Here is a 1,513-nt window from a genome sequence, read left to right on the forward strand (position 1 = left end):
TCCCTCCGCTCACCCACCCTTCCCCGCAGTATCTACCCTACTCAGTAGCTTATTAGTAGTAGCAACATACGCAAAGACATTTACGTTGTTATATGTTGGTGGGGGATGCTGCGGTGTTGGAGAACGGATTCACGCTTCGGAAACCGCAGCGTCCCTCCATTTTTGCTAGTGATGCTATCCCCACTCCCATGCGCATTTCTACTCCCTTTCCTAATTCCCCTCCTAACCGGAGTAGACACTGCGGGGAAAAAGGGGGGAAGCTTGTGGGGGATGCTGCGGTGTTAGAGAACGGATTCACGCTTCGTAAGCCGCAGCGTCCCTCCGCTCACCCAACCCTTCCCCGCAGTATCTACCCTTGGCAATAGCTTTTTTGTATTCGAAATTCCCGCAAAGGCATTTACGTTTGATGATGTTGGTGGGGGATGCTGCGGTTATCCTCACGTAAATTAAAATTACAACCTAATTCATCGTCGCTTATTCATCAACAATCTTGCTCTAATAAATCTGATAACGTCATATAATGTGTAACAGGATATCTACTACTTTCTATTCCTAAATAAAAAGCTGCAGAACTATGTTTATAATCTTCGGGCCTTTCCACTAACGGTATTTTCCTTCGACAAGGATTTTCATGTATATAATTGAGTTTTTGCCAAAAAAAGTAATCACTTTCACATGATTTTCTATCAAATGAAGGTTCAAATACCTGATATTTAGTTTTGTCGGATTGACAAGCTAACTGTCTTAATATATCTTCTTTTTGGTTATCCCTTAACCATTTTATGATAGCATATGCCATCAATCGCTTTGCATCACCAACAACTAATTCAATTGGTTTTTTTGAATTTCTGAAATGTATAATCGAATGAACATGATTAGGCATGATTACATAACCTAAAATAAAATGTCCTTTCGCCTTCAAATAATCAAACCATTGATAAACCCTATCATAACCATCTATTATTTCAAATAATGGTAACCAGTTTTTGCAAGTGAAGGTGATAAAATAAGTGCCATCGGAGTCTATCATTTTTTTTCTAATAGACATAAAAAGAAGTTTACAGGATTAAGATTTAGATGAAATTTATATGCTATACTTTGAATTCTGTCTCATCCTTTTATTTATCTTTTCCTACCTCAGATTGATCCGCAGCGTCCCTCCACTCACCCACCCTTCCCCGCAGTATCTACCCTACTCAGTAGCTTATTAGTAGTAGCAACATACGCAAAGACATTTACGTTGTTATATGTTGGTGGGGGATGCTGCGGTTTTTGAAAACGGATTCACGCTTCGTAAGCCGCAGCGTCCCTCCATTTTTGCTAGTGATGCTATCCCCACTCCCATGCGCATTACTACTCCCTATCCTAAGTCCGCTCCTAACCGGAGTAGACACTGCGGGAAAAAAAGGGGGGAAGCTTGTGGGGGATGCTGCGGTGTTAGAGAACGGGTTCACGCTTCGTAAGCCGCAGCGTCCCTCCGCTTTTGCTAGTGATGCTACCCAAACATCTATAC

At 41.8% G+C, this 1,513-nt stretch carries 1 protein-coding gene; it reads right to left on the minus strand.

The genetic code is table 11. The features are described 5' to 3' along the window. Window positions 1-481: 481 nt before the first annotated feature. Window positions 482-1,048: a transposase gene (locus tag A0F92_RS07545; protein WP_068243769.1), complete on the minus strand. Its 567-nt coding sequence runs from the start codon at window positions 1,046-1,048 to the stop codon at window positions 482-484. Window positions 1,049-1,513 lie beyond the last annotated feature (465 nt).

The organism is Hydrotalea flava, assembly GCF_001623405.1.
Lineage (GTDB): Bacteria > Bacteroidota > Bacteroidia > Chitinophagales > Chitinophagaceae > Hydrotalea > Hydrotalea flava.

What these genes read in the sequence shown, in the direction of transcription:
- A0F92_RS07545 (WP_068243769.1), bottom strand. Translation starts at nt 1,048, where the DNA reads ATGTCTATTAGAAAAAAAATGATAGACTCCGATGGCACTTATTTTATC.